Here is a 25058-nt window from a genome sequence, read left to right as displayed (position 1 = left end):
GAAGGAACCTCATGGTAGGCGATCAAGAATCGATGACCGTGGTGCTCAACCGGTTGCGGCGGGCGCACGGCCAGCTCGCGGGCGTCATCTCGATGATCGAGCAGGGCCGCGACTGCAAGGACGTCGTCACCCAGCTCGCCGCGGTGTCTCGGGCTCTCGACCGGGCAGGATTCAAGATCGTCGCCACCGGATTGCGTCAGTGCATGTCCGGCGAGGAGGTCGAGAACGCCGAACCCATGACCGAAGAACAACTCGAGAAGCTGTTTCTGGCACTGGCCTGACCCACCGGGGGTCCGGGCGGTCGGACAGCATGAGAACACCCCCAACAGAAAGGATGAGAGCGATGCAACTCGGCTACACCGCGACATTGCAGACCACCTTCGACGACGCCGTGACTCGCACCCGCGAGGCCCTGTCCGAGCAGGGATTCGGCGTGCTGACCGAGATCGACGTGAAGGCCACGCTGAAGAAGAAGCTCGACGAGGACATGGAAAACTACCTGATCCTCGGCGCCTGCAATCCACCGCTGGCGCATCGCGCCCTCGACGTCGACCGGCAGATCGGGCTGCTGTTGCCCTGCAACGTCGTGGTCCGCGACGACACCGAGCACGACGGCACCGTGATCGTCGAGGCCATGAATCCCGACATCATGGTCCAGGTGACCGACGCCCCGGGCCTCCCCGACGTCGCGGCCGATGCCTCGACGAAGCTGCAGGCCGCCATGGACGCGCTGAAATCGGCATGAGGGGCGGAGACACAATGACCGACACCGACGTCAAGATCTACGGAGACCCAATCTGCCCGTTCACCTGGGTCACCTCGCGATGGCTCACCAGCGCCGCCGAGCACAGCGACGTCCGCGTGACCTGGCGTCTGATGAGCCTCGCCGTACTGAACGAGGACCAGGACGCCGACGACGCCCAGGCCGCGCGCCTACAGACATCGCGCCGCATCGGACGCCTGGTGGCCGCGGCAACGGGGACCGAGGACTTCGGCGAGCTGTACACCGCTCTCGGCCGACGACTGCATGCCGAGGGCAACGAGCTGACCGACGAACTGGCCCGCGAGGCGCTCAGCGAGTGCGGGCTGGAACCGTCACTGGTCTCCGCCATGGACGACGAGAGCTGGGATGACGCGGTACGTGCGGCACACCAACGCAGCCAGGATGCACTCGGCGACTCTGGTGGCAGTCCGATCACCGTCGTTAACGGTCGCGCCTTCTTCGGCCCGGTACTCACCGAGATCCCGGCACCTGAGGAAGCGGTACGCCTCTTCGGCGGGTTCACCGCACTGGCTTCGTCACCGGCCTTCGCGCAGGTGGAGCGACCGAAGTCCGGCCCACCGAACATGCACGAAACGCCGGCCTGACATGTGCCATCCCACCCGTTGCCCCCAATGCGGCAAGACCACGTGGGCCGGCTGCGGCAGCCACGTCGACGCTGTGCGGCGGATGGTGCCCGCGAATAAGTGGTGCCCGGGGCACGCCGATGCCAGAAAGCGTGGCTTCTTCCGGCGCGGCTGACCGTCACGACGACACCAGTACGCTGTGGAGTCGATGCCCCGCGAACCACGTTTCCCGATCGCAGCTGACCCGTTCACCCACAGCGGTGGACGGGTCAGCCGGCGTTCGGTCCTCGTCGGCGGTCTGGGTGCGGCGATGATCGGTGGATTGTCCGCCTGCGCCCACGACGAGCAACCCGACATCGACCCGCCGCGTCTGGGCGCGCACGCCGCCGACGACGAACTACCCCCCGAGCAGAGTCCGGCGGAGATCCCCAGCGAGGGTCCGGCGCTGATCACCGGCAGTTTTCGATCGGCCAAGATGGGCGGCCGCGAGACACGCTGGGCGGTCGCACGCCCGGACGGCGTCACCGGGCGACTGCCGGTCGTGGTGGTACTGCACGCGCTGAACACCAACGAGCAATCGATCTTCTCCGAGAAGCAGCAGATGCAGAACGTGCTGCAACGCTACGTCGACGACGGCGGTGTGCCGTTCGCGTTGGCGTCGGCCGACGTCGGGCGCAACTACTACCACCGGCGCACCGATGGCGCCGACGGTGCCGCGATGATCCTGGACGAGTTCCTACCAATGCTCGAGGCCGACGAGGCGCTGAACCTGTCCACCGAGCGAATCGGCCTGTTCGGCTGGTCGATGGGTGGCTACGGCGCGCTCCGGCTCGGCGCGCTGGTCGGGCCACCCAAGGTCGCCGCGGTGTCGGTGAGTTCCCCTGCGCTGTGGGCAGATCCACGCAACTTCCCACCCCGCGCCTTCGATTCGGCCGCCGATTATCGAGTCAACTCGCTGTTCGGGCAGCAATCCGCGTTCGCCAGGATCCCGCTGCTGATCTGCATCGGGTCGTCGGACCAGTTCTTCACCTACACCCGACAGTGGGCCGCCGACCTCCACCCGCCCGCCGCATTCGGCACTTCCGCAGGTGGGCACACCAACCGCTACTGGCGCAGCGTGTTACCCGATCACGTGGAGTTCCTCGGCCGCAGTCTCGCACGATGAGCGTCCTCGGCCGCCACGTCCCGCCCTCCTGTCCGAACGGCCAGTGCCGCGCCTGACCAACTCGGTTGCAACGTTGTCTCAATAGTGTCAGGGATCACGTTTGTCAGTCAGTGTTGTTCACATCATGAACCGGTGCGCAGAAGGAGGCCGACCGTGGCAACCGAGGACCCAAGGCATCCGCATCACCTCACCGGTGGTGTCGACACCCACTCCGAGTCACAGAGCTATCTCGCAAAACGCCAACTACAGGGCGGCAGCGCCGGCTGGCTGCTGCTGGCCGGACTCGGCGTCAGCTACGTGATCTCCGGTGACTACTCCGGCTGGAACTTCGGACTCGGCGAGGGCGGATTCGGCGGCCTCGCCATCGCCGCCGTCATCATCGCGGCGATGTATCTGTGCCTGGTTCTGGGCATGGCGGAATTGTCCTCCGCCCTCCCGGCAGCCGGCGGCGGCTACACCTTCGCCCGGCGCGCCCTCGGCCCGTGGGGCGGATTCGCCACCGGCACAGCCATCTTGATCGAGTATTCGATCGCCCCGGCCGCCATCGCCACGTTCATCGGCGCCTACGTCGACTCGCTCAACCTGTTCGGCATCGTCGACGGGTGGTGGATCTACCTCGCCGTGTACGCGATCTTCATCGGTATCCATCTCTCCGGAGTCGGCGAGGCGCTGAAGGTGATGTTCGTGATCACCGCCATCGCCCTGGTCGGTCTGGTCGTCTTCGCGATCGCCGCAATCGGGCATTTCGACGCCGGAAATCTCACCGACATCGCGGCCACCGACGCGGCCGGCTCATCGTCGTTCCTGCCGTTCGGCTACCTGGGAATCTGGTCGGCCATCCCGTTCGCGATCTGGTTCTTCCTGGCCATCGAAGGGGTCCCCCTGGCCGCCGAGGAGACCTCCAACCCGGAACGGAATGTCCCGCGCGGCATCATCGCCGCCATCGGCGTCCTGTTGATCACCTGCGTGACGGTACTGGTGCTGACCACCGGTGCCGGTGGTGCGGGCCCGATGTCGGAGTCCGGCAATCCGCTGGTCGAGGCGTTGGGCGATTCCGGGATGGCCAAGGTGGTCAACTACATCGGCCTGGCGGGCCTGATCGCGAGCTTCTTCTCGATCATCTACGCCTACTCACGACAGTTGTTCGCCCTGTCACGCGCCGGTTACCTCCCGACGATCCTGTCGGTCACCAACCGACGCAAGGCTCCGACACTGGCGCTGATCGTGCCCGGCGTCATCGGGTTCTTGCTGTCCCTGACCGGCGAAGGTGACCTGCTACTCAACATGGCGGTATTCGGCGCCGCCTCGAGCTACGTGCTGATCATGGTGAGCCACATCGTTCTTCGTCGTCGCGAGCCCGATATGAAGCGCCCCTACCGCACACCGGGCGGCGTGGTGACCACCGGATTCGCCTTGGTGATCGCGGTCATCGCCGTGATCGCGACGTTCCTCGTCGATGTGGTGGCCGCGCTGTGCTGCCTCGGCGTGTTCGCACTTTTCATGTTGTACTTCGCTGTGTACAGCCGTCATCGGCTCGTCGCGAACTCGCCGGACGAGGAGTTCGCTGCCCTGGCGCAAGCGGAGGAGGAGCTGCGGTGAAGTTCAGCCAGACCATCTCGGGGACGACATATGAGTTCGATGGCCTTGTCGACCTCATGGCCAAGGCGACGCCCCGACGATCCGGTGATGAACTCGCCGGATGTGCCGCAGAGTCGGATGCCGAACGGGCCGCCGCGGCCTGGCAACTCGCCGATCTGCCGCTCACCACATTCCTCGACGAGCAGGTCGTTCCGTACGAGTCCGACGAGGTCACCCGCCTGATCATCGACTCCCACGACCGCGAGGCGTTCAGAGTCATCTCCCATCTCACCGTCGGCGGACTGCGCGACTGGTTTCTCGAGACCGCTGCCCGCGACGACAGCGCCGCCCGGATCGCCTCTGTCGCCAGGGGTTTGACGCCCGAGATGGTGGCGGCCACGTCGAAGATCATGCGCAACCAAGATCTGATCCTGGTGGCCTCGGCCGCGACGGTGACCGCAGCCTTCCGCACCACCATCGGACTGCCCGGGACCATCGCGACCCGACTGCAGCCCAATCACCCCACCGACGACCCGCGCGGAATCGCGGCGGCCACGCTCGACGGGCTGCTGATGGGGTGCGGTGACGCGGTGATCGGGATCAACCCGGCCACCGATTCCCCCCACGCCACGTCCGATCTGCTGCATCTGCTCGACGACATCCGGCAGCGATTCGCCATTCCCATGCAGTCGTGTGTGCTGTCGCACGTCACCACCACCGTCGACCTCATCGAACAGGGGGCGCCGGTCGACCTCGTCTTCCAGTCGATCGCCGGCACCGAGGGCGCCAACCGCAGTTTCGGCGTCGACATCGCGCTGCTGCGTGAGGCCAACGAAGCGGGACGCTCGCTGCGTCGTGGCACCGTCGGGAACAACGTCATGTACCTCGAGACCGGGCAGGGGTCGGCGCTGTCGGCCGACGCCCACGTCGGGACCGGCGGCAAACCCGTCGATCAGCAGACCCTCGAGACCCGCGCCTATGCCGTCGCCCGCGACATCGAACCCCTGCTGATCAACACGGTCGTCGGATTCATCGGCCCCGAATACCTCTACGACGGCAAACAGATCATCCGGGCCGGACTCGAAGATCACTTCTGCGGCAAGATCCTCGGACTCCCGATGGGCGTCGACGTCTGCTACACCAATCACGCCGAAGCCGATCAGGACGACATGGACACCCTGCTGACCCTGCTGGGCGTGGCCGGAGCCGCGTTCGTCATCGCCGTGCCCGGCGCTGACGACGTCATGCTCGGGTACCAGAGCCTGTCATTTCACGACGCGCTGTACGTGCGTCAGGCACTCTCGCTACGCCCCGCCCCCGAGTTCGAGACGTGGCTGGCCGGCCTCGGAATGGCTGACGACGACGGACGGATCCTGCCCGTCGATCTGGCCGGCTCGCCCCTGCGATCCCTCACTGCGGCTCGATGACCGGCGCACACCGCCCCGCCGAGGACATCTGGTCCGAGCTGCGGCGCACCACACAGGCCCGCATCGGTCTGGGACGAGCCGGCAACTCGATGCCGTCGCGTCGGGTGCTCGAATTCCAGGCGGCGCATGCCGCCGCACGCGACGCCGTGTACGATCCGCTTGACCTCGACGACCTCCGAAAGCAACTCGCCGACCTCGACATCGCGCCCGCGCTGGCAGTCGAGAGCCAAGCGCATTCCCGCAGCGAGTACCTGCGCCGCCCCGATCTGGGTCGCCGACCTGCCGACGTCGCCCATCTCCCCGACACGGGCGCCGACATCGCCATCGTGCTGGCCGACGGACTGTCGCCACGCGCACTCACCGATCACGGGTCGGGGCTGCTGGCGGCGCTATTGGCGAGACTCGGCTCGCGGTTCACCCTCGCGCCGCCAGTCATCGCCACCCAGGCCCGCGTGGCACTCGGCGACCACATCGGGCAGGCGCTCGGGGCGCAGACGGTGATCATGATCATCGGAGAACGCCCCGGACTGTCTGTCGCCGACAGCCTCGGCATCTACCTGACCCACCGACCGCGAGTGGGCCTCAACGACGCCGACCGCAACTGCATCTCCAACATCCATCCGCCCGACGGACTCGACTACGACACCGCTGCCGCCATCACCGCCGCCCTCGTCGACGGCGCCCGCAAGCTCGGTCGGTCCGGCGTCGCACTCAAGGACACCTCGCGCGCCGAACTCCCCGACAGCGCCCGCGAAGTGTTGGATCAGTCGTGACGAGACGGTCACTCCGCCGGTCCGAGGACGTCAGAGACTGATGCGCCCCTCTAGTGCGGCCTGACCGATGTCCGTGCGGTGATGCGATCCGGGCAGTTTGACCGCCGCTATGCGGTCGTAGGCCTGTGCGCGCGCCTCGGCGAGGTCGACGCCGGTCCCGACGACCGAGAGCACCCGTCCGCCGGCCGAGACCACCGCACCGTCGTCGGACCGCGCGGTGCCGGCGTGGAGGACACCCTCGCCCTCGGCACCACCGATGACGTCACCGGTGCGCGGCTTGCCCGGATAGTTCTCTGCAGCCACCACCACGGTGACCGCGGCACCGTCCGCCCATTCCAGCGGCGCCAGCTCACCGAGCGTCCCGGTGGCAGTCGCGTTGAGTGCTTGCCCCAGAGGCGATTTCAGCAACGCCAGTACCGCTTGAGTCTCCGGGTCGCCGAAGCGGCAGTTGAACTCGACGACGGCCGGCCCGTCTTTGCCGATGGCCAGGCCGGCATAGAGCAGACCCGAGAACGGGGTGCCGCGCTTGGCCATCTCGGCCGCGACCGGCTTGACCACCTCGTCGACGATCTGCTGGGTCACCTCGGCGGGCAGCCACGGCAGCGGTGTGTAGGCACCCATGCCTCCGGTATTGGGGCCGGCGTCGCCGTCGCCGACGCGTTTGTGATCCTGCGCGGGGATCAGCGGCACCACGTCCTCGCCGTCGACCAGCGAGAACAACGACACCTCGGGTCCGTCGAGGTAGCTCTCCAACAGCACCGGGTGACCGTTCTCCAGCAATTCGGCCGCGTGGTCGCGTGCGGCCGAACGATCCTCGGTGACCACCACACCCTTGCCGGCGGCCAACCCGTCGTCCTTGACCACCCAGGTGGGTCCGAAACGGTCCAGGGCGGCGTCGAGTTTGGCCGGGTTGTCGACGATCTCACTGTGTGCGGTACGCACGCCGGCCGATGCCATCACGTCCTTGGCGAACGCCTTGGATCCTTCGATACGTGCGGCGTCGGCGCTGGGTCCGAATGTGGCGAAGCCGGCGGCGCGCAGGGCGTCGGCGACGCCTGCCACCAGCGGCACCTCGGGTCCGATGACCACCAGATCCGCCTCGACGCCCTTGGCCAGCGCGACGACGGCATCGGCGGAGACGATGTCGACCGGATGATTGGTCGCGATCGCCGAAGTGCCGGCATTCCCGGGCCCGGCGTGCAGTTCGGTGACCGAGGGGTCCTTTGACAGTCCGATGAGCAGGGCATGTTCGCGGCCGCCCGAGCCGATCACGAGTACGCGCACGCAGATGACTCTAGTGGGTCTTCGGTGCACCGCCTCTCCTCCGGTTCGTTCGTACCCGGGTTTGTGGTCCTCCGCCCGCCGTTTCCGGACGGGTAACCGACACCGGGCGGAGGAACCGGCTCACTCAGTTGGCGCCGTCAAGTCGTACACCGTGGTGCCGTCGACGGTTTCGGCGGTGAAGTTGTCGGCCACCCACTGGGCGATCTGCGCCGAGGGTTGCGACTCATCCGACATGCCGAACCCGCGGCCACCACCGAGGAAGTAGTGGATCTGCCCATCGGAGACCAACTTCTGGAACTGCTCCAGCGTCGGCGATGGGTCGGTCCCGTTGAAGCCGCCGATCGGCATCACCGAGTACCCGGACTCGAGTTGGTATCCCGACGCCTCGTTGGATCCGACCGCCGCACCCACCCAGGTGTAGCTGTCGGCGTCGGTGCGCAGCATCGCGACGAGTTCGGCGCTCGGTGTCGAGCCGTTGAGCAGCCCGCCCGGTCCGCCGGTGCCCGCCTCAGGGCCCATCATGCCGGGACCCGCCATGCCGGGGAATCCACCGTCGGCGGGCATGGCCGGACCGGCACCGTTCGCACCGGCGTTTCCGCCCGGCGTCATCCAGGGCGCACCGGCCGCACCACCGCGCGCACCGTCGCGTCCCCCACCACCCCGGCCGCCGGGTCCACCCCCGCCGGGGCCGAATTCGCCCTCGACACGGGGGCCCGCACTGATGATCGACCCTTGTTTGGGTGTGGCGATGGTGTCAACCGTGTAGGCGATCGGCCCGGCCAACCCAGCAGCCAGTGCGGTGATCGCCGCGACCGCCGACAGGTAGGTCCGATGTGCCAACAGCATCACGACACCGCTGACCAGCCCGACGAGCAGCACCATCCACCTCAGCCACGGCACGAAGTCCGGTGACCGGTTCAGCAGTACGAAACCCCAGATCGCGGCGATCCAGACGGCCGCGGCGAGCACGATGCGCACCCACAGCCGATCCCGCTGCGACCAGCACACCGCTGCCCCACCAGCCACTACCGCGGCGACCGCAGGTGCCAGCGCCGCGGTGTAGTAGCTGTGGAAGATACCGGCCATGAAGCTGAAGACCGCCATCGTCACCAGCAGCCACAGTCCCCACACCGCGAGGTAGGCGCGGCGTGCGTCGGTGCGTCGGGCCTTGCCGATCAGTACCAGCGCAGCGATCCCCAGCACGATGCCGGTAGGGATCAGCCAGGCGATCTGACCACCCTGCGCCGGTTCGAACATGCGCAGCCAGCCGGTCTGCCCCCACATCCCGCCACCGCCGCCGGGTCCACCACCGGGTGGCCCGCCCGCACCGACGTAACCGGCGGGTCCGCCCATCGCTCCGGTGTAGCCACCGCCCCGACCACCAGGGACGACGCTGCCGGTCTCGTTGCCGTTGAGTCGACCGAAACCGTTGTAGCCCAGCGTGAGTTCCAGGATCGAGTTGTTCTGCGAGCCACCGATCCAGGGGCGCGACGACGCCGGCCACAGTTCGACGGCGAGAATCCACCAACCGGCGCTGACGATCATCGCTCCCAACGCGGCGAACAGGTGCCCGATGCGCTTGACCCAGGTGTGTTGGCCGAAGGCCAGGTAGGTGATCGCCAGCGGCGGCACGATGAGCATCACCTGCAGTTGCTTGGTGAGGAAACCGAAACCGACGAAGACACCGGTCAGGACCATCCAGCGCAGTCTGCCGTCCTCGACCGCCTTCAGCGTCGCCCACACCGCCGCGATCATCAGCAGCAGGAGCAGGGCCTCGGGGTTGTCGAAGCGGAACATCATCGCAGCGACCGGCGTGACCGCCAGCACCAGGCCGGCGAGGATGCCCGGCCAGTGGCCGAAGTATTTCTTGGTGATCAGGTAGAGCAACGCCACCGACGCCACACCCATCAGCACCTCGGGCACCAGGATCGACCACGAGTTGAGTCCGAAGATACGCACCGAGATCCCCGGAATCCACAGCGAGGCAGGCGGTTTGTCGACGGTGATGGAGTTGGCCATGTCCGACGACCCGAAGAACCACGCCTTCCACGACTCCGATCCGGCCTGGATGGCCGCCGAGTAGAAGGAGTTGGCCCAGCCGTTGGCGGAAAGATTCGCGAGATACGCGATCGCGGTGCCGAGCAGCAACGCGACCAGTGACAGACGCTGCCACACAGGGGCGTTCCGCCCGGACGCGGGTGCGTCGGGCGGAACGGGTGCGGCGGAGTGTGCGTCGACAACGGCGGTCATTCGGCGGCGCCTTCCATCGCGCCGGCCGGGCCGGCGACGTCACGGGCATTGTTGTGGCTGCGGAACACCCAGCGCAGGCCGACGAATCGGGTCAGCGTGGCAACGAGGTTGGCCACCACCAGTACCACCAGTTCGACATGCTTGGACGCCTCGGGCGCGGCCCCGTGCAGGATGACCAGCGAACCGGCGGTCACTGCCCAGCCGAACAGGAACACACCGAGTCCGAAGAATTGGTGCCGCATCATCCCCGCACGCCCCTGCACGCCGAAGCTGAAGCGCCGGTTGGCGGCGGTATTGAGGACGGCGGTGATCGCGAGTGCAGCGAAGTTGGAGACCTGAGCGCCGAGGAAGGCGTGCAGCATCAGGTACAGAACGGCATACGCGATGGTCGAGGCGATGCCGATCACGCAGAACCGGGCGAGTTGGCCGACCAATCCGAACGGGACGCCGTCGATGTCGGGGCCGGGCCCTCGGCCGCGGCCGAGGGCGGCACGCAGTTCGGCGATGGGCAACCGGCCCGTCGTCAAGGCGTAGCCGACGCGGGCGCAGCCTTTCAGGTCGGCGACCGCAGTGGAGACGATGTCGACGGTGCTGTCGGGGTCGTCGACCCAGTCGACGGGCACCTCGGCGATCCGCAGGCCGATCCGCTCGGCCAGCACCAGCAGCTCGGTGTCGAAGAACCAACCGGTGTCCTCGACATAGGGCAGCACCTGCCGGGCGATATCGGTGCGCATGGCCTTGAAACCGCACTGCGCGTCGGAGAACTTGGCGCGCATCGTCGTTTTGAGGATGAGGTTGTACGAGCGGGAGATGAATTCGCGCTTCGGTCCGCGCACCACCCGTGACGACCGCGACAGCCGGGTGCCGATCGCGATGTCGGAGTGCCCGGAGATCAACGGCGCGATCAGCGGCATCAACGCGTTGAGGTCGGTCGACAGGTCGACGTCGCAGTAGGCGACGATCTGCGCGTCGCTGGCCCGCCACACCGCGTTGAGCGCGCGTCCTCGACCCTTCTGGTCGAGATGCACCACCCGCAGACCGTCGATCTCGCCGGCGAGTTCGGCGGCGATGGCCAAAGTGGAATCGGTGCTGGCATTGTCGGCGACGGTGATCCGGGACGGGTACGGCACGTTGACCCGTAGATGGTCGCGCAGCCGCCGCACCGCTCCGGCGACATCGGTCTGCTCGTTGTACACGGGGACGACGATGTCGAGGACGGGCGCGGGTGTCGAACTGTCGGCCACCGTCACCACGCGCTCGCCTGTCGTCGGAAGGGCTTCTGCTGTCATGTGTACGAGGATCGGATGCCTAACTTCGCCCACTCTGCGCTGAAGCTGTCAGGTTCCTGTGAGGGCCTGACGTCTGTGGACAACGGATCGAGTCGACCATCGGGTGTCGGTCACGACCGATAGGTTGGCGTCATGAACTCCCCCACATCCCTGCGCCCTGACCAGCAGACGGCCGCCGACCGGGTGATCGAGAGTCTCGCCGGGCCGGGTGCACGCCTACGCGACGATCAGCTCACGGCGGTGGCAGCGCTGCTGGAGCCGTCGGCGCGCGTGCTGGTGGTCCAGGCCACCGGGTGGGGTAAGTCAGCGGTGTACTGGTCGGCGACGGCGATCCTGCGCAGCGCGTCTGCCGGGCCCACCCTGATCGTCTCGCCCTTGCTGTCGTTGATGCGTGATCAGGTCGCTGCGGCCGAGCGGGCCGGGCTACGGGCGGCGACCCTGAATTCGTCGAATGTCGACGAGTGGTCGATGATCGAGGCACAGCTGCGCGGCGGGGATCTCGATGTGCTGCTGGTGTCCCCGGAGCGTTTGGCCAATCCCGGGTTCGGCCGGCGTGTGCTCGACGCGCTCACCGGTCAGCTCGGGCTGTTGGTGATCGACGAGGCCCACGCGATCTCGGACTGGGGTCACGATTTTCGACCCGATTACCGTCGCGTCTCCGACGTGCTGCAGACACTGAACCCGCAGACGCCGGTGCTGGCGACCACCGCAACCGCCAACGCCCGGGTCACCGAGGACGTGGCCGCCCAACTCGGCTCGCACACCCTGGTGCTGCGGGGCGCACTGGCACGACGATCGTTGCACCTCAACGTGATCGATGCGCTCTCGCCGATCCAACGCTACGGCTGGGTCGCCGAGTACCTTCCGCAGCTGCCGGGGTCGGGCATCGTCTACGTCCTCACCGTCGCCGATGCGGACCGCCTGGTCGACGCCATCACCGCTGTGCACGGCACCGAGTATCCGGTCGCGGCCTACACCGGCCAGCTCGACGCGCAGCGGCGGCACGAGCTGGAGGATGCGTTGTTGCGCAACGAGGTCAAGGCACTGGTGGCCACCTCGGCCCTGGGCATGGGCTACGACAAACCCGACCTCGGTTTCGTGGTGCACGTGGGCGCACCACCGTCACCGGTCTCCTACTACCAGCAGGTCGGTCGTGCCGGGCGCGCACTCGACGAGGCGGTGGTGATGTTGCTGGCATCACGCACCGATGACGCCATCTGGGATCATTTCGCCACCGCGACCATCCCCGAACCCGACAAGATGCACGCACTGCTCGATGCCCTGAACTCAGCGGACGGCCCAATGTCGGTTCCCCAACTCGAGGCATCCACCGGATTCCGCAGGGGCCGAGTGGAACTGATGCTCAAGCAACTGGCCGTCGACGGCGCCACCGACCGGGGGCCCGACGGATGGCAGGCGACCGGGGTCGAATGGACCTACGACCAGGCACACTACGACGGCGTCATCGAGGTGCGCCGTCGCGAGGCCGACATCATGCGCTCCTATGTAGCCGGGCGGCAATGCCTCATGCAGCTGCTCACGTCGTCGCTCGACGACCCCGAGGCACAGCCGTGCGGGCGCTGCTCGGTGTGCCGCGGCCGGTTGACCGAACCATTGTCGGCCGACGTGCCCACCGAGACGGTGCGGACGATCACCGGCGCACTACGTCGTTCGGCTTTGCGGCTCGAGCCACGCAAGATGTGGCCGGGCGGCGTGTTCGGCACGCGCGGACGCATTCCGGCCACGCTCGCGGCGGAGACCGGACGAGTGCTGGCGCATGCCGATGCCCCGGAGTGGACCGAGTTGCTGGCCGGAGCACGTCGAGGTGACGACGCCGCGCTGAGCGATCTCGGCGACGCGGCAGTCGCGACTCTCGCGGCCTGGGTGCGCGAAGGCGGCGTTCGTCCGGATGTGATCGCGTCGCTGCGGCTGACCGGTACCACGCTCGCCGAGCAAGTCACCGAGTATCTGTGTCGGGTGGGCAAGCGTCCGGGCCTCTCGATCCCGGTACGGATGGGCGAACCCCCGGGTCGCGACGCGACCGGCGCCACCGAGGCCGTCTACTGGCGCGATCACCTCGGTGACATGCCCGACGTCGCCGGTCAGAACGTGCTCCTCGTGGTCGACGAGAACGCGTCGGGCTGGCCGATCACACTGGCCGCCGCCGCGCTGCGCGAGGCCGGCGCCGCCACAGTGTCGCCGCTGCTCATCCACCGCACGGTCTGACCCGGATCCGTAGTACGAACCGTGCAGAAATCGCCGGTTCATACTACGAAATCGGGGGTCAGGCGTCGGCGACGTACTCGCCGTAGCCGGTGGAGCGCAGGGCTGCGCGGATCTTGGCGGCCGCGTCGTCGAGTTCGGCGGGGTCGGGATCCTTTTGCGCATTGCCCAGGTCGAAGGCGTCCATGCTCTCCAGCGGGAACACGTGGATGTGCACGTGCGGCACCTCCAGCCCCGCGATCATCGTGCCCACCCGGGACGCCCCGAAGGCTTCTTTCACCGCCCGGCCCACCTTCTGCGAGACGTCGGTGAGGTGGGTGTAGGAGGCGGTGTCCATCTGTTCCCAGTGGTCTACCTCTTTGCGGGGCACGACGAGCACATGTCCGGGCGTCACCGGGTTGATGGTGAGGAAGGCGACGGCCTGGCCGTCACGCCACACGAACCGTCCGGGCAGTTCTCCGTTGATTATCATGGTGAAGACGGAAGCCATGGGGATCACTGTAGCTGCGAGCCCGGTGCCGCCCGACGTGTTGTCGGCGACCTGTCGGAGGTCCATGACATTCTTTTCGTGTGAGTCGACCAGAGTTCACCCGCGGCGGACCGTCCCGGGTCCACACCGTTGCCTCGACCGACGTGGTCGAGCACGCCCAGCGGTTCCCGCGGTTGCGGTACATGGGTTCGAAGTTTCGGCTCCTACCGCACCTGGAACGCACCTTCGCAGAGATCGGCGGCAGCACCGCCGTCGACGCGTTCTCCGGTTCGGGCGTCGTGTCGTACCTGTTGAAGGCGCAGGGTTTTCAGGTGCTGAGCAACGACTTCCTCACCTTCCCGCACATCATCACCCGGGCCACGGTCGCCAACTCCAGCGTGCGACTGGAGTCGGACCTCATCGACGAGATCTGTGGTCCGCCCGCCGACGATCGGGATTTCATCCAGACCACCTTCGACGGCCTGTACTTCGACGCTGAGGACCGCGCATTCCTGGACTCGGCCTGGTCACACATCGACCGGTTGCGCGGTTACCGCCGCGACCTGGCCATTTCGGCGCTTGTGTTGTCGGCGGCCCGTAAACAACCGCGTGGGGTGTTCACCTTCACCGATTCGTCGCGCTATGCCGACGGCCGCCGTGACCTGCGGATGTCGTTGCGCGACCATTTCCGCACGCGGTCGGCCGCCGAGTACAACGCCACCGTGTTCAGCAACGGGCGGTCCAACCGCAGCGTGAGCAGCGACATCTTCGATCTCGATCTGTCGGCGCTCGACGCCCCACCGGACCTCGTCTATCTCGATCCGCCGTACGCGCCGCCGACCGACGACAACGATTACATCAAGCGCTACCACTTCCTCGAAGGCCTCAGCGCGTATTGGCAGGGTATGACGATCATGGAGCACACCAAGACCAAGAAGCTCACCAAGCGCTACACACCGTTTGCTTACAAGCATTCGATCGAGGACGCACTGGTGCGCACCTTCGAGCATTTCGAACAGGCCGGGGCGATCGTGCTCTCCTACTCGTCCAACGCGCTGCCCGGCGCCGACCGGATCGTCGATCTGCTGGGTAAGGTCAAGCCGTCCGTGGAGGTGATCGCGATCGACCACAAGTACAGTTTCGGCACGCACGTCGCCGCCACCCGGCGGGACGTGAGTGAGTACCTTTTCATCGGTCGCGACTGAGCGGTGATGACGTTCTCGGTAGCTGCATCTGGTCTCGATACGCCCGCTCGTTCCTCGCGGGCTACTCGACCAGCAGAAACCACGCCCGCTCGTTCCTCGCGGGCTACTCGACCAGCGAACACCACACCCCCTCGTACCTCACGGACTACTCGACCAGCGAAGAAAGCCACCTCCATCGGTGGTCGAGTAGCGAGCGAGCCCCCCAGGGCGAGCCCGCGTATCGAGACCACGCAACCTGGTCTCGATACGCCCGCTCGTTCCTCGCGGGCTACTCGACCAGCAGAAACCACGCCCGCTCGTTCCTCGCGGGCTACTCGACCAGCGAACACCACACCCCCTCGTACCTCACGGGCTACACGACCAGCGGAAGCAGCGTCGGATGAGTGACGCAGGAGACTTCGACGACTACCTGAAGACGCTGGGCCGCTTGACCTCTCACGTCGACCCGACCGCATCGACGCCGGAGGCCGAGCGGATCACCACGGCCACGGGCAGCCTGGGTGAGCTCCTCGACACCGACGTCGCCGGGCTCGCGGCCTGGGTCCGCGATCATCCCGCCGACGTCCCGGTTCTCGGGCTGGCGGTCGGTCTCTCCCAGGAGAAGCTGAAGAATGTGTTGCGTGACCGGTTCGGCACCACCGGATGGCACGGCGTCGCGCGCACTCAGCCGGTGGATCTGGTCACCTGGCTCGACACCGAGTTCGACCTGGTCCGGATGCTGCGCACCCAACTGGAACGTACGTACACTTTTGCCGACATCCTGGTCGCCCGTGCCGGCAGTCGGGTGACCGCCACCCGGGCCGGCGCTTCCGGACGCCGCATCGAGGACGAGATCGAGTCCATCGCACAGGATCTCGGACTCGACTACACCACGCGGTCGCGCTTCACCGGCCGCAACGGCCGCACCGCCCCGGCCGATCTGATCATCGGCGATCCCGACACCGCCGACATCGTGGTGGCCGCCAAGGGTTTCGACTCCACCGGCAGCAAACTCACCGACGCGGTCCGTGAGATCGAGGAGATGGCCGAGGTGCGGCTGCCGCGACAACTCGTCCTCGCGGTGATCGACGGAATCGGCTGGAAATCAAGGCAATCCGATCTACGGCGTATCCACCAACTGTGGGCCGACCGGCAGATCGACGGCATGTACACATTGGTCAGCCTGGACCGGTTCCGGGAGGACGTCCGCGAGTTCGCGACGCTGCGCCGACTGATCTGACTGCTATTCGCCGTAGAGCCGAGCGATGTCCGGCGAATCCAGCCAGCCCGAATACGTCGGGGTGCGCGGCCAACCGTCGGGGGAATCCTGCCATTCCTCGCGCCGCCCGTAGGGCAGGGCGTCGATCAGTGGGAAGGTGTGCGAGAGCTGCTCGGTGCCGCGACCATTCGTGTGCCAGGTGCGGTAGACGGTGTCGCCGTCACGGAGGAAAACGTTGACGCCGAATCCCTCACCCGGCCCGGCGTCGACGTCGGCGCCGAATGAGCTCTCCGACGACGAGTACCACTCCATCTGATTGCCGACGCGTGCCTTGTAGGCGAGGGCTTCCTCGATCGGCCCGTTGGTGACGATGACGAACCGCGCGTCATAGTTCGCCAGGAAGTCGAGCCGGGTGAACTGTGCGGTGAAGCTCGTGCAGCCGCCGCACTGGAATTCTGCGCCGTCGCTCCACATGTGGTTGTAGACGATCAGCTGGGCGCGGCCGTCGAAGACGTCAACCAACGAGATCGGCCCGTCGGGTCCGATCAGTGTGTAATCGGGCATCTCGACCATCGGTAAGCGGCGTCGCTGCGCGGCGATCGCGTCGAGTTCGCGGGTGGCGGCCTTCTCCCGGGCCCGGAGTTCGGCGAGGGCGGTTCGCCAGGACTGTTCGTCGACGACCGGCGGCATCTGTGCGGACATGAGTGATCCCCTTTCGCTGTCCCACTACTGACCGTGCCGGGCGACGAAACTCATCGGTCTAGTCGATCCGACGCGGCAATCGCACCCAGAACCGCGATCCCTGCCCTGGTGTCGAGTCCACCCCGACGGTACCGCCGTGCGCGTCCACCAGTGCCGAAACAATGGACAACCCCAGCCCGCTGCCGCCGCCACGGTCGCCGCGATGACGCGACGAGTCGCCCCGGTAGAACCGCTCGAACACATGCGCGGCCTCCTCGGGGGTCAGACCTTGCCCGGTGTCGGCCACGGTCATCACCACGTCATCGTTCTCGGCGGTCGTGTCGACGTCGATGCCCACGGTGATCGACGCGTCGTCGGGTGTGTGCGCGATGGCATTGTTGATCAGGTTCCGCAGCACTTGCAGCAACCGCGGCGCGTCGCCGGTCACCACGGGCGGCTCACCGGTGGTACCTATCTCGACGTGGATCTCACGGTGCGGGGCGGCCGCCGCAGCACCGTGCACCGCGTCGGCGACGACGGCCAGCAGATCGACCGGGCGGTTGTCGACGGGGCGGTGGGCGTCGAGGCGAGCCAACATCAGCAGGTCCTCCACCAGCAGACCCATCCGGCCGGCCTCGGCGTCGATCCGGCCCATCGCATCGGCGGCGTCGGGCACTGCGCCCTGCTTGTACAACTCCGCGAACCCCTTGATCGAGGTCAACGGTGTACGCAGCTCGTGGCTGGCGTCGGCAATGAACCGGCGCATCTTCTCCTCCGAGGTGCGTGCCTGTTCTTCGGATGAGCGAGCCTGCTGTTCAGAGGCGGCTGTTCGTGCAAATGCCCGCTGGATCTGGCCGAGCATTGTGTTCAGCGACTCCGACAGACTGCCGACTTCGGTGTTGGGCGGGGCCGGCGGCACCCGCATGTTGAGGTTGCCCGCCGCGATCGCGTGGGCGGTCTCCTCAACCCGACGCAGCGGCCGCAGACTCGACCGCACCAGCAGATAGCTGAGCACACCGATCGCCAGCACGACCAACGCACCGATGCCCAACTGCAGCCACATCAGCCGCGTCAGCGTGGCGTGGACATCGCTGAGCGGGGTGGCCACGATCGACACACCGTAGGGCGTCTCGTCCTTGATCACCCGCCACTGCGGGCCGTCGCCGTCGGCCGAATCGACGGTCATCGGTCCGGCGCTGCCCTCGGGAAGCGACCCCAGATCGGGTTGCGACGAGAAGTCGTTGTTGACGATGGTGTTGCCGTCGCTGGTGACGATCATCGAATAGAACTGCGACGGCGGGCGACGCGGCCCCAACGGCGGTCCCGGGGTGAAACTGACCGGGTCGCGCGGCTTGGCCCAGGTCTCCACCGATGACGTCAGACCTTCGTCGGTCCGTGAGAGCAGGTCCTGTTTCATCGCTGAGGTCACCGCGATGCCTGACGCGAACAGGCCCAGCACCACCAGGACCAGGGTCAGGCCGACCAAAGACAGCCGCAGCGGCAGCCCGCGCTTGCGGGCCGGCTCCGGTGCGTGTCCGGTCGGGGCGGTGGCAGGTGGGGAGGTCACCCGCGGGGCTCTCGCATCACATAGCCGACGCCGCGCAAGGTGTGGATCAGGCGCTTGTCGCCGGTGTCGAGTTTGCGGCGCAGATAGGAGACGTAGGACTCGACCACATTGACCTCGCCACCGAAGTCGTAATTCCACACGTGGTCGAGGATGCGGGGCTTCGACAACACGGTTCCGGCGTTGACCATGAAATAGCGCAACAGGGTGAATTCGGTGGGTGAGAGCGCCACCAAGTTGCCCGCCTTCCACACCTCATGCGTCTCGTCATCGAGTTCGATGTCGGCGAATGTGATGCGGGCCGACTCCTTGGCCTGCTCGTCGAAACCGCTGCGACGCAGCAACACCTGCAGCCGGGCGACGACCTCCTCGAGCGAGAACGGTTTGGTCACGTAGTCGTCGCCGCCGATGGTCAGTCCGTTGATCTTGTCCTCCACCGAATCGCGGGCGGACAGGAACAGCACCGGGGCGTCGATGCCGTCGGCGCGCAGCCGGCGCAGCAGCCCGAAACCGTCCATCCCCGGCATCATCACGTCGAGAATCAATACATCGGGTTTGAAGGTGCGGCAGCGGTCGAGCGCCGACGGCCCGTTCTCGGCGGTCGAAACCTCATAGCCCTGGAACTTGAGCGACACCGACAGCAGCTCGCGGATGTTCTCCTCGTCGTCGACGACGAGTACCTTGGCGCCCTGGCCGCCTGCCGGACCGTTCACAGATTCGCTCATGCCATCACTCTCGCCGACCAGCCTGCCATGGATCTGGACGGTTCCTGGGAGAACTCTGTGAATGCTCACCAGCCCTGATGCCGGATGTCGACCAGGCCGCGGGCTCAGCCACGCATGAACGGCGCAGGGTAGCCCGGGGTGGGCCGAACCTCCCCCAACCACCCCGCCAGCGCCTCGGCCTGCTCGGTCAGCGCGCGCATCGCCACCGCCGGCAGTTTCTCGAACGGGTGTAACTCGATGTGTCCGTCGTCCTTGTTCTGACGCCAACCGCCGACGATCCGCCCGTCCCACCAGGCCGTCTGCCCGCCGTTGCCGTTGCGGTCGAAGACGTGCTCGGCATGTGGGCCGAGGTAGAAACCACGCTCCTTCCAGCCCATCGTGGTGGGGTCGAGTTCGGGCAGCAGATGGGCCTGCGGTGGCGGCGCATCGTCGGCACCGTCGGGCAGGTCGTCGGGCAACAGGTAGCCGACGGCGCCGCCGTCGAGGTCGACCTCGACCGCGTCGAGGTCGGCCAGCGCGGTACGCACGACACGTTTGGTGCTGCCCAACCACCAGACGATATCGGTCTCGGTGCCCGGTCCGAATGCTCGCAACCAGCGGCGCACCATGGCGCGGTGACCGTCGGCCGCCGACACCTCCGGGAGTTCGTGGCCCAGCCAACGTTCCATCGCCACCCACGACGGCCGCGACAACGTCCAGGTCGCCGAGTTGGGTCCGCGCACGATCTCCCCGGCCGCGCTCATCATGTTCAGCACGCGCGGTCCCATCGCGACGCGACCACCCCACGACTTGCCCTCGCCGTAGACCACGTGGCCGTCGAGGACCGGGTTGCGGCGACGCAGTTCGGTGGAGGTCCGCGCGCAGCCGTCGGCGAGGTCGGTGGCCACCGCGGCCCGCGCCGCGTCGATCCAGGCGTCCGGGTCGTCGAAGTCGGGGCTGCGACGCAGGTCGCGGAGCATGTTGGTGCGCTCGGACGCGGTCACGCGGGGGCCGACCGCACCGATCGCCTCGGCGAGCACGGTGTGTCCGAACACGAACAACGTCCGGCGCATGGCGAGTTGTTTGACGAGAGTCCGATCGGCGTACAGCGCGCGGTCCATCGTCTCGGGATCGAACCCGGGAAGCCGCGCCCACGCCGACAGGTAGACCGTCGACGGTGTGGTGGCGTGCAGTCCGACGAGGTCGTCGACCATCTCGGTCAGCGCCGCGGTGGGGTCGGTTCGGTCGAGGTGATGACGTCGGATCAGTCGTCGGCGGCGTTCGGCGTCGTCGACGACGGGTCGGGTCGTCATGCCGCGGGTGCGGCGATCGCTTCGATCTCGACGAGCTGGTCGTCGTAGGCGAGGACGGTGACGCCCATCATCATCGCCGGCGGTACCGGGGTGCCGAACTCGGCGACGATCTCGTCCCAGGCGACCACCAGATCTGCCTGCAACTGCTCGGCGACGTAGATCGTCAGCTTCGCGATGTCAGCCATCGAGGCACCCTGATCGTCGAGCACGGAGCGCAGGTTCGCCAGACAGGTCCGCGTCTGGCCGACCACATCGCCTGGCGGGACGATCGCGCCGGCCGCGTCGAGCGGGCTGATGCCCGCGGTGAAGATCAGCGGTCCCGCGGTGACTGTCGCGCTGTAGGCGAAGCCGGCGGCCGGGAGCGTGGACGAACCGTTCAGACGGAGACGGGCCATGCCCGCGATCCTACGTCGACGCTCGAGAGGTCGACTGCAGCCGTTGCACGACCCGCACCCCCGACCTGACGGCGTCCGTCGCGCCACCGCGCGTCGGGCAACGGCTGCAGTCGCGCGTTCGATGGCGGTCTCACGCGCTGATGTCAGTTCACCCCGATCGCCGCCGCCAGGCCAGCGACCGGCGCCGGGACTCGACATCGTCGCTGTTCAGGGCGTAAACGCACATTCCGGACCGGACACCGGAGGGGATCCGGCGACGCGAAACCCCCTGGCGTGGGTCATTCACCCGAGGTGTTCGGCCTCACTGGAATGGCGATCCGGGCGACGTTGGGCGCATGATGTTCCGGAGAGTGTCGGTCGGGGGATTTTCGGTGATGGTGAGTGGACTTCGGTAGTGCGTTGGCGCGCCTGTTCGTGCAGGCGGGCCGGCCGACACTGCGGGCTGCTGCGGCACGCTCGACGGTGTCGGCGCAACGGATCAGTGACTGGCGTAACGGGCGCCACTTGCCGCGGGATTTCGCGACCGTCGAACCGCTGCTGCTGTGGCTGACGGCGCGCGCGGTGGCCGATGGGCAGGACGAGGTGTTGAGCCTGCCGCAGTGGAAGGACCTCTGGGACAAGCACCTGACCGAGGCGGACGAGCCCGACCTCGCGCGACCGACCACTTCCGCGGTGGCCCGCCCGTACGCCGGGCTCGCGACGGTCACCGCCGCCGACAGCGCCGTGTTCTTCGGCCGCGACGATCTGATCTCGACGCTCGTCGACACCATCGTGGAGGCCGCCGACGCCCCGACCGGTCCCCGACTGATCATCGTGGCCGGTGTGTCGGGCTCCGGAAAGTCTTCCCTGCTCGACGCCGGCCTGGCGCGCGACCGCCGCGTGCGGGCCCCCCGCCGGGCCGTGATCACCGCGACCGGACTGCAGCTACCCACGGCCTACCCCGGCACACATGCCGAGCCCGAGCCGGCGGACAGCGGGTCGTCGCGTCGGCTCCCCGAGGTGATCGTGCTCGATCAGTTCGAGGATGTGTTCGCGCTGCCGCCGACCGTGCTGGTCGAGACGATGCGCGCGGTCGAGGAGCTGTCGCAGGACTCGGTGGTCGTGCTGGGCGTGCGTGCCGACTTCTTCGGCCAATGCGTGGAGTTCGGGTTCCTCGCGCAGGCCTGGCAAACCCGCTGTGTGATCGTGTCGGAGATGACCGGCGCCCAGTTGCGCGAGGTCATCACCGGTCCGGTCCGGCTGGCCGGCGGGCGGATCGAGTCGGGCCTCGCCGACGTGCTGATCAGCGACCTGCATGCGGCGTCCACCGTGGGCGACCGGGCCGGCCGACTCCCGCTGCTGGCCCACGTGCTGGCGGCGACCTGGACACGCCGGTCGGGTAACCGAATGACGATCTCGGGGTATCGCGCCACCGGCGGCATCGCGCGTGCCGTCGCCGACACCGCCGAAGCCGCCTGGTCGGCGGTGGAACCCGACGACCGCAACCTGGCCCGCGCACTGCTGCTGGCGCTGGTGCATGTGGGCCCGGGCGGTGCGGCGCTGCGCGTGCCGCTGCACACCGACACCATCGCCGACCGGTTCCCGGCCCGCATCTCCGCGGTCATCGACATCTTCGCGCAGGCCCGTCTGCTGATCGTGACGTCGGACTCGGTGATGCTGGTCCACGACGTGGTCCTGACGGCATGGCCCCGGCTGGCCGAATGGATCGCCGCCGACTCCGGCATCCACCAGTGGCGACAGCAACTCGACACCGACACCACCGCGTGGCTCGACACCGATCGCAGCCGCTCATTCCTCTACACCGGATCGCGCCTGGACGATGCCCGCCGACATCGCGCCGCGCTGCGCCGCACCTACCAGCATCTGCTCTCCGCCGAGAACGAGGCATTCCTCGACGCCGCGTTCACCCAGCAGCGCCGACGACGACTGATCCGGGTGCTGTCGATCACGGTGGTGGTGGTGCTGGCCGTGGTGTCGACGATCACCGCGGCCATCGTCCTACGTCAGGCCCACGACCTCACCCAGCAGCGCAACAACGCCGAACGGGCCGCGCTGTTGTCGCACATCGACAGCCTGCAGCAGACCAATCCGTCGATGGCGGCGCGCCTGCTGCTGGTGGCGCTCGATCTCTATCCCGACGACCCGACCATCAGCCAACGCGTGTTGGGCGCGTCCACCAGTCCGCTGTCGGAGCCGCTGACCGGGCACTCCGGTCCGGTGTACGACGTCCGGTTCTCCGCCGACAGCACGATGTTCGCGTCCGCCAGCGGCGACCGCACCGCCCGGCTGTGGCAACGTACCGCCGACGGCTCGTATCGGACGGTGTCGACGCTGGGCGGCTACGGCAACTATCTGACCTCGGTGGCCTTCCACCCCAGCCAAGCCCTGCTGGCGACCGGCAGTGGTGACGGCACCGTCCGCGTGTGGGACATCAGCGAACCGTCGGCGCCACGCCAACAGGTCTCGGTCAGTCCCGGGCACGGAACCGTCTACATGGTGCGCTTCGCGCCGGATGGGCGCCACCTCGCCGCGTCGTCAGACGACGGCACGGTCACCATCGTCGCCGTCGACGCGTCCGGGGCGGTACGCGAGACGGCCATGCTGGCCGCCCATTCCGCGGCCGCACGCACCGTAGCCTACAGCCCGGACGGTCGACTGTTGGCGACCGGTGGCGACGACAAGGTGGTGCGACTGTTCGACACCTCAGACGGTGACCGACCGGTGCCCGCAGCCCCGCCGATCACCGGTTTTCCCAGCATCACCCACGCCGTCGCGTTCAGTCCCGACAGCCGCACCCTCGCGGTCACCGGCGACAGCCCCAACGCCCAGCTGTGGAATGTCGCGACGCCTTCGCGTCCCACCCCGGTGACGACCTCACTGCCCAACACCACCGCCGGTTCCTGGTCGATCACCTTCGACGACGACGGCGATCAACTCGCCTCGGCCCGCGCCGACGGGCGGGTGACGGTGTGGAACACCATCGACCCGGCGATGCCGGTGACGCAATGGACATTGCAGTCGGCCAGCATGCAGGGCACGCCGGAACAGGGCTCGGTCCGGACGTTCTCCAGCATCTTCAGCCCGGACGGGTCGAGCATGGTGGTCGGGCGCTCCGACGGCGCCATCGACCTGTGGCATCTGCCCACCGGCGTCATCCCCGATCGTGGCGGCACCGTCACCGGCCTGGCGAACAACGCCGACGGCACGGTGCTCACCACGGTCGGCACCGACACCACCCTCAACGTGTGGTCCACCAGCCCGGAGGGATGGGCCCGGCAGTCACGCACTCCGATCCAGCGGCGGGTCAACGATCACCCGTCGGTCAGTGTGAACGCTGACGGCACGTTGGCCGCTACGGCGAACAACAACGGTGGGCTGGTGCAGCTGTGGGATATCGCCGACCACGCCGATCCGCGTCGCACCGCCGATCTGCGGGTGTCGACGCGATACACCAATGCGATCGCCTTCTCCCCAGAAGCCGACCTTCTCGCCACCGGCACCACCGACACCACCGTGCAACTCTGGGACGTCGGCGATCCCCGGCAACCGAGGGCCGTCGGCGCCCCACTGACCGGGCCCGAAGACCTCATCCGCAGTGTCGCGTTCAGCCCCGACGGCCGACGGCTGGCAGTGACCTCCGACGACAAACGCACCTACGTCTACGACCTCGACGGCGACCGGCGCGCGCCGAGCGCCGTCGTCACCGACACCAGCCCGGCGGCGCGGGCGGTGTTCAGCCGCGACGGCACGGCACTGATCATCGCCGCACGTGACCTCTCCACCTGGGACGTCGAGCACGGCGGTGCCGAGGAGATCGATCGCAGACCCAACATCCACGCGGCAACGTTGTCGCTGACACCGACCCGGCTGGTGGTGGGCACCGCGACGCATCACCTCACCACCTTCGTGTTCGATCGCGGCCGACTCGGCGCCCAGCAGTCAATCGTCCCGTTGATCACCACCACCGACACCACCACGAAGTGGCAGTTCCCCGATCACATGTACAGCGACGACACCATCATCACCGCCGGTGACGTCACCGGGAGCATCCACCTGCAGACCACCGACCTCGCCACCGCCAACCGGTGGATCTGCGACAGCACACCGCACCTGACCGAGTCGCAGCGCGAACTGTATCTGCCGCACACCGACATCGCCGACGAATGCCATAGCTGATCGCCGCGCGAGCGGCC

20 protein-coding genes are annotated in these 25058 nt (G+C 67.6%); 11 read left to right on the top strand and 9 right to left on the bottom strand.

Going from position 1 to position 25058, the window contains the following annotated elements:
• Positions 1-11: 11 nt before the first annotated feature.
• From VX037_RS05865 to eutC, 7 genes are all read left to right on the top strand, one after another.
• Positions 12-281 (top strand): metal-sensitive transcriptional regulator, encoded by a 270-nt coding sequence (locus tag VX037_RS05865; protein WP_235723997.1) that lies wholly within the window; start codon positions 12-14, stop codon positions 279-281.
• 62 nt (positions 282-343) lie between these two features.
• On the top strand, positions 344-745 hold the full coding sequence (locus VX037_RS05860) for a DUF302 domain-containing protein (RefSeq protein ID WP_235723996.1): 402 nt from the start codon (positions 344-346) through the stop codon (positions 743-745).
• Positions 746-759: 14 nt separating this feature from the next.
• Positions 760-1368, top strand: a complete 609-nt coding sequence (locus VX037_RS05855) for a mycothiol-dependent nitroreductase Rv2466c family protein (protein ID WP_235723995.1) — start codon at positions 760-762, stop codon at positions 1366-1368.
• 187 nt (positions 1369-1555) lie between these two features.
• On the top strand, positions 1556-2512 hold the full coding sequence (locus tag VX037_RS05850; protein ID WP_266060398.1) for an alpha/beta hydrolase: 957 nt from the start codon (positions 1556-1558) through the stop codon (positions 2510-2512).
• A gap of 153 nt (positions 2513-2665) precedes the next feature.
• On the top strand, positions 2666-4111 hold the full coding sequence (gene eat / locus VX037_RS05845; RefSeq protein ID WP_266060396.1) for an ethanolamine permease: 1446 nt from the start codon (positions 2666-2668) through the stop codon (positions 4109-4111).
• Complete coding sequence (locus VX037_RS05840; RefSeq protein ID WP_266060394.1) at positions 4108-5517, top strand: ethanolamine ammonia-lyase subunit EutB; 1410 nt, start codon at positions 4108-4110, stop codon at positions 5515-5517. The genes eat and VX037_RS05840 overlap by 4 nt, the downstream gene beginning before the upstream one ends.
• Positions 5514-6290: an ethanolamine ammonia-lyase subunit EutC gene (gene eutC, locus VX037_RS05835; protein WP_328713539.1), complete on the top strand. Its 777-nt coding sequence runs from the start codon at positions 5514-5516 to the stop codon at positions 6288-6290. The genes VX037_RS05840 and eutC overlap by 4 nt, the downstream gene beginning before the upstream one ends.
• A gap of 30 nt (positions 6291-6320) precedes the next feature.
• Here eutC and purD read toward each other — a convergent pair whose 3' ends face one another.
• From purD to VX037_RS05820, 3 genes are all read right to left on the bottom strand, one after another.
• Entirely contained in the window at positions 6321-7574 is a 1254-nt protein-coding gene (purD, locus tag VX037_RS05830) for a phosphoribosylamine--glycine ligase (protein ID WP_266060393.1), read from the bottom strand.
• Positions 7575-7694: 120 nt separating this feature from the next.
• Positions 7695-9824, bottom strand: a complete 2130-nt coding sequence (locus tag VX037_RS05825) for an ArnT family glycosyltransferase (protein ID WP_266060391.1) — start codon at positions 9822-9824, stop codon at positions 7695-7697.
• A complete protein-coding gene (locus VX037_RS05820; RefSeq protein ID WP_266060390.1) occupies positions 9821-11113 on the bottom strand; it encodes a bifunctional glycosyltransferase family 2/GtrA family protein in 1293 nt (430 codons plus the stop codon). The genes VX037_RS05825 and VX037_RS05820 overlap by 4 nt, the downstream gene beginning before the upstream one ends.
• 132 nt (positions 11114-11245) lie before the next feature.
• On the opposite strand from VX037_RS05820, the gene VX037_RS05815 reads away from it, so the two are divergent.
• Complete coding sequence (locus VX037_RS05815) at positions 11246-13339, top strand: RecQ family ATP-dependent DNA helicase (RefSeq protein ID WP_266060388.1); 2094 nt, start codon at positions 11246-11248, stop codon at positions 13337-13339.
• Between the two features lie 58 nt (positions 13340-13397).
• Here VX037_RS05815 and VX037_RS05810 read toward each other — a convergent pair whose 3' ends face one another.
• Complete coding sequence (locus tag VX037_RS05810) at positions 13398-13826, bottom strand: HIT family protein (RefSeq protein ID WP_235723986.1); 429 nt, start codon at positions 13824-13826, stop codon at positions 13398-13400.
• An 80-nt stretch (positions 13827-13906) separates the two neighbouring features.
• On the opposite strand from VX037_RS05810, the gene VX037_RS05805 reads away from it, so the two are divergent.
• Positions 13907-15010: a DNA adenine methylase gene (locus tag VX037_RS05805; RefSeq protein WP_442903640.1), complete on the top strand. Its 1104-nt coding sequence runs from the start codon at positions 13907-13909 to the stop codon at positions 15008-15010.
• 379 nt (positions 15011-15389) lie between these two features.
• The gene (locus VX037_RS05800; protein ID WP_266060386.1) at positions 15390-16229 is read left to right on the top strand and encodes a hypothetical protein; all 840 of its coding nucleotides are present in this window, start codon (positions 15390-15392) and stop codon (positions 16227-16229) included.
• 3 nt (positions 16230-16232) lie between these two features.
• Here VX037_RS05800 and VX037_RS05795 read toward each other — a convergent pair whose 3' ends face one another.
• The 5 genes from VX037_RS05795 to VX037_RS05775 form a co-directional block, all read right to left on the bottom strand.
• Positions 16233-16910 (bottom strand): DUF899 domain-containing protein, encoded by a 678-nt coding sequence (locus VX037_RS05795; protein ID WP_235723984.1) that lies wholly within the window; start codon positions 16908-16910, stop codon positions 16233-16235.
• 58 nt (positions 16911-16968) lie between these two features.
• Positions 16969-18456, bottom strand: a complete 1488-nt coding sequence (locus tag VX037_RS05790) for a sensor histidine kinase (RefSeq protein WP_287015430.1) — start codon at positions 18454-18456, stop codon at positions 16969-16971.
• The gene (locus VX037_RS05785; RefSeq protein ID WP_287015429.1) at positions 18453-19178 is read right to left on the bottom strand and encodes a response regulator transcription factor; all 726 of its coding nucleotides are present in this window, start codon (positions 19176-19178) and stop codon (positions 18453-18455) included. Before VX037_RS05785 ends, VX037_RS05790 begins: the two co-directional genes overlap by 4 nt.
• A gap of 104 nt (positions 19179-19282) precedes the next feature.
• On the bottom strand, positions 19283-20470 hold the full coding sequence (locus VX037_RS05780) for a winged helix DNA-binding domain-containing protein (RefSeq protein ID WP_328713538.1): 1188 nt from the start codon (positions 20468-20470) through the stop codon (positions 19283-19285).
• The gene (locus VX037_RS05775) at positions 20467-20865 is read right to left on the bottom strand and encodes a RidA family protein (RefSeq protein ID WP_266060384.1); all 399 of its coding nucleotides are present in this window, start codon (positions 20863-20865) and stop codon (positions 20467-20469) included. Before VX037_RS05775 ends, VX037_RS05780 begins: the two co-directional genes overlap by 4 nt.
• 381 nt (positions 20866-21246) lie before the next feature.
• Here VX037_RS05775 and VX037_RS23715 point away from each other — a divergent pair, with 381 nt between their 5' ends.
• On the top strand, positions 21247-25041 hold the full coding sequence (locus VX037_RS23715; RefSeq protein ID WP_442903639.1) for an nSTAND1 domain-containing NTPase: 3795 nt from the start codon (positions 21247-21249) through the stop codon (positions 25039-25041).
• Positions 25042-25058: the final 17 nt, after the last annotated feature.

Origin of the sequence: Gordonia sp. Z-3, assembly GCF_036233855.1 — a bacterium.
Classification (GTDB): Bacteria; Actinomycetota; Actinomycetes; order Mycobacteriales; family Mycobacteriaceae; genus Gordonia; species Gordonia tangerina.
The sequence above is the reverse complement of the archived record's forward strand: the minus strand, read 5'-3'. Positions and strand labels throughout refer to the sequence as shown.